The sequence below is a fragment of the Promicromonospora sp. NPDC052451 genome (assembly GCF_044547525.1).
In the GTDB taxonomy this organism is placed as follows: domain Bacteria; phylum Actinomycetota; class Actinomycetes; order Actinomycetales; family Cellulomonadaceae; genus Promicromonospora.
The window spans coordinates 50,327-57,280 of record NZ_JBIUAP010000008.1 but is presented as its reverse complement, the minus strand read 5'-3'; the positions used below and the strand labels follow the sequence as shown (position 1 = coordinate 57,280).

Below are 6,954 nucleotides of genomic sequence, written 5' to 3'. Positions count from 1 at the left end.
TTTGCCCACCCCCCGCCTCTCCCCATCTTGTTTCCCGCGCATCTGGGCCTGTCTGCCTCGAGGTCGGTCCAGGCCTGTACCGACCTCGAGGCAGACTGCCGACGTCGCAGGAAGGTGCCGACCTCAAGAGAGCGTGAGCAGATCTGCCCGCCCGATGAGCTGATCCCACCTCTACAGCCGCTCAGAGCAGTACGACGACCCCCGGCCCCGACACCGTCACCGTCACCGTCGTCCCACCGACGCCGCTCTCGACGACCGCCGCCGCGCCCCCGAGCACCACCCCCGAGTCGAGCACCACCCGCGCCGGCTCACCGCCCCGGTCGACCACCACGGACACCGCCCCCTCCCGCACGGCCAGCACCACATCGACCCGCGCACCCCGAGACGCCCCGACGGGTACCCGTGTCAGGACAAGAGCCCCGTCCTGCACGCGCACCGACGTCCCGGAAGGATCCCCGGAAGCCACGGCCGCCTCCGTCCGCCGCAGCCCCACCAGCCTCCGGTACAGCTCCAGCATCCGAGCCCCGCCCTCGCCCGAAGCCTCCCCCCAGTCCAACCGCGAAGCCTCGAACGTCGAGAGCGCTTGAGGATCAGGCACCACAACATCGGCCCCATAAAGCTCGGCCCACCCGTGCCCGCCGAACTCCGCCGCCCGCCCGCGCGAGATCGCCGCCGCGAGCTCCGGCTCCTCGTGGTCCGAGAAGTACTGGAACGGCGTCGTCGCGCCCCACTCCTCGCCCATGAACAGCATCGGCGTGAACGGCCCGAGCAGCACCACGGCCGCGCTCACCGCGAGCGCCCCCGGCGTCAGCACGCGGGACGGCCGGTCGCCGAGCGCCCGGTTGCCCACCTGGTCGTGGTTCTGGGAGCAGACGACGAAGCGGCGTCGGTCCAGGTCGGCGGGCACGGGCGCACCCCAGTTCTTGCCGCGGAAGGTTGACCAGCCGCCGTCGTGCACGAAGACGTCGGTCAGCGCCTTGGCGAGCGTCTCCGGCGTGCCGAAGTCGACGTAGTACCCCTGTCGTTCACCGGTCATCAGCGTGTGCAGGGCGTGGTGGACGTCGTCGGCCCACTGCGCCGTCATCCCGTACCCGGCCCGCCCCTGGAACGCCTCACGAGTGGGCGTGACGGTCCGCGAATCGTTGGCGTCCGACTCGGCCACCAGCGACAACGGCCGCCCCAGATCGGCAGCAAGGACAGCAACCGCGTCCGACAGCTCCGCCAGCAGATGCCGCGGCGAGTCGTCCACGAGCGCGTGCACGGCGTCCAGACGCAGCGCGTCGACGTGGAAGTCCCGGAACCACCGCAACGCCTTCTCGACGACGAACACGCGCACCTCGGCGGAGCCCTCGCCGTCGAGGTTCACGGCCGCGCCCCACGGCGTCTGGTGCTGGTCGGTGAAGTACGGGCCGAACTCGGCGAGGTAGTTGCCGGACGGCCCGAGGTGGTTGTCGACGACGTCGAGACAGACCGCGAGCCCGCGCGCGTGCGCGGCGTCCACGAACCGCTGGAGCGCGGCGGGGCCGCCGTACGGTTCGTGCACGGCCCACAGGGCGACGCCGTCGTACCCCCAGCCGTGGTGCCCGCCGAACGCGGCGACCGGCATCAGCTCGACGACGTCGACCCCCAGGTCGGCGAGGTGGTCGAGGCGACCGACGGCGGCATCCAGCGTGCCCTCGGGCGTGAACGTTCCGACGTGCAGCTCGTAGATGACGGCGCCGAGCACGTCCCGGCCGGCCCAGCCGCCGTCGGCCCAGGAATGAGCATGAGCGTCGAAGGTGCGCGACGGCCCGTGCACGCCCGCGGGCTGCCAGGGGCTGCGCGGGTCCGGGCGTGGTGGGCCGCCGTCGAGCGAGAAGGCGTAGTCGGTCCCGGCCAGCAGCGGATGCCGCGAGCGCCACCAGCCCCCGGCGTCGGCCTCCATCGCCTCCGTGGTGCCGCTCGCCGACAGGACAAGGTCGACCCGAGCCGCCCGTGGCGCCCAGACCCGCAGGTCCCCGGTCATGCGCCCGCCCCGCCCGCACGAACAGCATGGTGCGAACGGCCATCAGCGTCCGAACGATCAGCAGCCTCCGCCACCAGCAGCGCGACCGGCCACGCCCCCAGCAGGTCACCGAGCCGCACCGCCCCGGCGTCGGCCGAGACCCCGGTCAGCACGGACCGCCACACCTCCCCCGGCGCAGGCTGCGGCAGCACGACGGACGCGTCCAACAGCCCCGGTGCATCCCCGAGCCGCGTCGCGACCACCACGACCCGAGGCCCGGCAGCATCCGACCGAACAAACCCCACCGCCCGCCCGGTGGTCACCGGCAGCGGCTCGTACCCGGCGTCCTCCCCGACGAACGTCTCGGGATACGCCCGCCGCAGCCGCAACGCGGCGGCCGTCACGACGAGCTTCTCCTCCGCGAGCCCCGACGGCGTCCGCCCGGCGTCGAGCGACCCGAGAACAGCCGCGAGCCCTTCCAGGTCCACGGGCCGCCGGTTGTCCGGATCGACGAGCGACGTCCCGGTCACCTCGGTGCCCTGGTAGACGTCGGCGACGCCGGGCACGGTGAGCTGCAGCAGCTTGGTCGCGAGCACCGACCGCCGGACGGTCGGCGTCACCTCGGCCACCCACCCGTCGAACCCGGCAACGACCTCGGGGTGCGTCAGCAGCCCGGTCGCGTACTCGACCAGCGCGTCCTCCCGGGCGACGTCGGGCGCCGTCCACGTGGTCCACGCCTTCTGCTCCCGCGACGCCTTGACCAGGTACGCGGCGAGCCGCTCGGCCTCGATCGGCCCCTCCGGCGTCCAGGTCCCGGCGAGCGTCTGCCAGAGCAGGTTCTCGGTGCGCCCGTCGAGGTCGGCAGGCCGCACATCAGCAGTCGCCTCCCGCAGCCGCCGCACCAGCGCGACCCAGGCCTCCGCGTGCGAGGAGACGGCCCCGATCCGCGAGCGCACGTCCTCGCCGCGCTTCGTGTCGTGCGTGGACCCGGCGGTCATCGTCGCGGGCCACGACTCGGCCAGGTGCCGCGCGTGCGCGTGCAGCTCGTCCGGTCCCGCACCGAAGCGCGAAGGCGCCCCGCCCACCTCGCACAGGCTGACCAGGTGGGTCCACCGGTAGTACGCCGTGTCCTCGACGCCCTTGGCCATGACCGCGCCGCACACCTGCGGGAACCGGACCACGAGCTCGGCACGCCGCTCCTCGTCCCGCCGCCCAGCAGACCCGGCCTCGCGACCGAGCACCAGGTCGACCACGAGGTCCAAGGTGTCGTGCCGGTCCGGGTCGAGGCGCGACCGGGCGACGTCGGCCGCCTCCCGCACCACGCGCTCCGCCTCCGCCGGGGCCTCCTCCCCCGGCACGACGTACGCGCGGTACCGGCCGAACGCGACGACGAGCTCGACCACGCAGTCCTGCAGCGACCGGAACGTATGGTCGCGCAGCCGCACGTCCTCGCGGCAGATGTCGGCCAGCATGGTGGTCAGCAGGTGGGTCTCCGCGTACAGCGAGGTCTCGACGATCTGCCGCTTGGCCTGCTCGATCACGTCGTCCAGGCTGGTCTGCTCGCCCGTCAGCTCCTGCATCAGGGCCGCGAGCGGGGCGGCGCCGTCGGCGTCGACCTGGAGGCCGTGCAGCCGCCAGGCCGTGTCGTAGCCGGTGGTGCCGGCGACGGGCCAGTCGTCGGGCAGCGCCTCGTCCTCCTCGAGAATCTTCTCGGCCACGACCCACGCCCCGCCGGTCGCCTCGTTCAGGCGCCGCAGGTAGCCGCGCGGGTCGGCCAGCCCGTCGGGGTGGTCGATGCGGAAGCCGTCGATCACGCCCGCGTGGAAGAGCTCCAGCAGCAGGGCGTGCGTGGTGTCGAAGACGTCGTCGTCCTCCACGCGGATGCCCGCCAGCGTGCCGACGTCGAAGAAGCGCCGGTAGTTGAGCTCCTCGTCGGCCACGCGCCAGTACGCGAGCCGGTAGTGCTGGCGGCCCACGAGCTCCGCGAGCGGCAGGTCCTCCGTCTCGGGCCGCACGGGGAACAGGTGGTCGTAGTAGCGCAGCACCGGCTGCTCGCCGTCCTCGCCGGGCACGACGACGCGGTCGAGCACGAGCTCCCCCGCCGCGAGCACCGTGCCGATCCGCGCACCGAGCACCGGCATGAGCAGTCCCTCGCCCGGGGCGATGTCGAGGTCGAACCACGTCGCGTACGGGGACTCGTGGCCGTGCTTGAGCGCGGACCACAGGGCCCGGTTGTGCCAGGCCGGCGTCGGCACGGCCATGTGGTTCGGCACCACGTCGACGACGACGCCCACCCCCCGCGCGTGTGCCGCCGCCGCGAGCCGTTCGAGGCCGTCCCGGCCGCCCATGACGTCGCTGATCCGGGTGTGGTCCACGACGTCGTAGCCGTGCGTGGACCCGGGCGCGGCCTGCAGCACGGGCGAGAGGTAGAGGTCCGTGATCCCGAGGGCGTCGAGGTACGGGAGCGCCTTCTCGGCATCCGCGAACGTCAGGTCCGGACCGAGCTGGAGGCGGTACGTGCTGACCGGGGTGCGGCGGCCGGGTCCGGGGAGATGGGAATGCACTGTGCCTCCGTCGCTCGGTGGTGGCTCGCGGTTCACACCCTGGCTGATCTCGGGGTGTCCCGCCAGGCCACCGGGTGAATCTCTCATCCTGGTCTCACGTAGTTCTCATGCTGGCCTGGAAGTGTGGCCCATCCGCCCCGACGGAAGGAACGGACCGCATGTCCAAGCTCTCGAACATGATCGGCCTCGCCAAGAAGGTGCTCGAGTCCCAGTCCGGGCAGCAGCAACAGCAGGGCGGCTCGACGGGCCAGCGATCCTGGCAGTCCGCGCTCCAGGACATCGCCGGAGCGGTGACCGGGCGCGACCAGCAGCAGGGCGCGCCGGGCCAGGGCTACCCGGCCGGCCGACAGCCGGGCTACCCGACGACGCCGCAGGGCCACCCGGGCGCACGGCCCGCCCCGGCGACCGCCGACGCCGACCGGCGGGCCATCGCCCGCTACGACTACCTCATGCAGACCGCCGACCCGCACCAGGTCGAGCGGATCCACGCCGAGTCCTTCGCCCGCCTGACACCGGCGCAGCGCCAGGCGGTGCTGCAGCGCATGCAGGCAGAGCTTCCGCCGCACGAGCAGCCCCGCTCCGCCGACCATGCCGAGCTCGCCCGGGCGGCTGCCCGGACGGAGGCTCGGCGGCCGGGCTCCATGCGGTCGATGCTCGCGAAGGTCGGCACGGGTGGGGCCGTCGCCGGCGTCGCCGTGGGCGCGGTGGGCGTCCTGAGCGCCGTCGCGGCAGGTGCGGCGGTCAGCAGCGTCGCCGGCCCGCTCCTGGAGAATGCGGCGAACCTCGGGGTCGACTTCGAGTCGCTGGCGGCGGGCGTCGACGTCGAGGGCCTGACGGCGGCGGCCGGCGAGGCCGGAGCAGGAGCCCTGGACCAGGCGGCTGCCGGTCTCGGGGAGTACGGGGACGGCGCGCTGGGCGAGGCCACGGCCGGCGTCGAGGAGCTCGGGGCGGGCGCCGTCGACCAGGCCACGGCCGGTGTCGAGGACCTCACCGGCACGGCCGAGGGCGCGGTGTCCGGCCTCGGCGACCAGGTGTCGGAGGCCGGCGGCACGCTCTCCGACATCGCGGAGAAGTTCGACCCGCGCAACTTCTTCTAGGAGGCTCCAGCGCGACGACGGCGGCGAGGTTGTCCGTCGTCGCGCTGCCCCGCTCGCCAGAGGTCAGCCAGGCCTGCTGCGTCCCCGGAGCGGCGTCAGACCGTGATGCCGAACAGGGTCTCGGCGTTGCGGAACGCGATCTTCTCCTTGTCCGCACGCGGAAGATCGACCCCTCGGAACCAGTCGGTCCCGTCCTTGATGCTCGCGAAGGGGTAGTCGGTCGCGAACATCACGCGGTCCACACTGATGTACTTCAGCAGCAGGTGGAGCAGGTCGTCCTGGAAGAACGCGCTGGTCGTGAACCAGAAGTTGTCCTGGAAGTACTGCTCGAAGGGCTTCTCGAGCGAGCTCTCGGTCGGCTCGCCCATGTCGTTGGCGATCCGTTCGTAGTAGAACGGAAGGCCCTCGCCCATGTGCCCGACGATGATCTTCAGCCGGGGGAACCTGTCGAAGACCCCGTAGGCGATCAGCCGGATGCACTGGGTCAGCACCTCCTGGTGCCAGCCGTAGCCGGACCCGCTGAAGATGTAGTCCTGGAACTCGTTCGTGTACTCCGACCGCGTCGTGCGGTAGTAGATGTCGAAGACCTCGTCGGCCGGGTACCCGGGATGCAGGTAGATCGGCACATCGAGAGCCTGGGCACGCGCCAGGACGGGCTCGAGGTCGGGATGGTCGAGGTACTTCTTCGTGATGTGCCCGTTGGTCAGGGCGCCCAGGAAGCCGTCCTCGCGCACCGAGCGTTCCAGCTCGTCCGCCGCCGCCTCCGGGCTCTGCAACGGCAGGGTGGCGAACGCCTGGAAGCGGCCGGGATAGCCGGCCATCGGCCCCTCGACGAGCTGCCGGTTGAGGCCGTAGGCGAGGTCGATCCCCTGCTGCCCAGGGACGTTCTGCACGGACGGCGTGTGCGCGGAGAGGATCTGGACGTCGAGTCCCCCTTCGTCCATGTCGCCGATGCGGCGTCCCCCGAGATCCGAGAGACCGATCTCCTCGAGGAAGTCGATGTGATCCTGGTTGATGGAGTTCAGCTTCAGCAGCGCGGGTGTCGAGAAGGTCTCCTCCGTGCCGATGAACTTCAGGTCCTGGTCGCGCAGCGCGATGTCTTTCCTGGTGAGCGAGACTCCCCGCTCCTCCGTGCCGTCGTCGCGTCCCGCGAGTGCCGCCGCGGACAGTCCTGCGCCGGCGACAAGCCCGGCCGCGCCGGCGAGAAACCCGCGGCGCCCGAGCGGTCGCCGTCGGTCTTGTTCGTTCGGTCCCATGTCTGCATGTGCTCCTTCGTTGCGTTGTGGAGCACGTTTCCAGGTCCGCCCGC

Annotated in this window: 4 protein-coding genes; 1 reads left to right on the top strand and 3 read right to left on the bottom strand. The window is 72.2% G+C overall.

Features of this window, described 5'->3' with window-relative positions; translation table 11 throughout:
• Window positions 1-181 precede the first annotated feature (181 nt).
• Together treZ and treY are read right to left on the bottom strand one after the other, a co-directional pair.
• Window positions 182-2,005 (bottom strand): malto-oligosyltrehalose trehalohydrolase, encoded by a 1,824-nt coding sequence (gene treZ / locus ACIG47_RS15560; protein ID WP_397431853.1) that lies wholly within the window; start codon window positions 2,003-2,005, stop codon window positions 182-184.
• Window positions 2,002-4,548, bottom strand: coding sequence for a malto-oligosyltrehalose synthase (treY, locus tag ACIG47_RS15555; RefSeq protein WP_397431851.1), 2,547 nt, complete (start codon window positions 4,546-4,548; stop codon window positions 2,002-2,004). The genes treZ and treY overlap by 4 nt, the downstream gene beginning before the upstream one ends.
• Before the next feature lie 158 nt (window positions 4,549-4,706).
• On the opposite strand from treY, the gene ACIG47_RS15550 reads away from it, so the two are divergent.
• Entirely contained in the window at window positions 4,707-5,645 is a 939-nt protein-coding gene (locus ACIG47_RS15550) for a cation-transporting ATPase (protein WP_397431850.1), read from the top strand.
• A gap of 95 nt (window positions 5,646-5,740) precedes the next feature.
• On the opposite strand, the gene ACIG47_RS15545 is transcribed toward ACIG47_RS15550, so the two are convergent.
• Window positions 5,741-6,901 (bottom strand): amidohydrolase family protein, encoded by a 1,161-nt coding sequence (locus ACIG47_RS15545; RefSeq protein WP_397431849.1) that lies wholly within the window; start codon window positions 6,899-6,901, stop codon window positions 5,741-5,743.
• Window positions 6,902-6,954 lie beyond the last annotated feature (53 nt).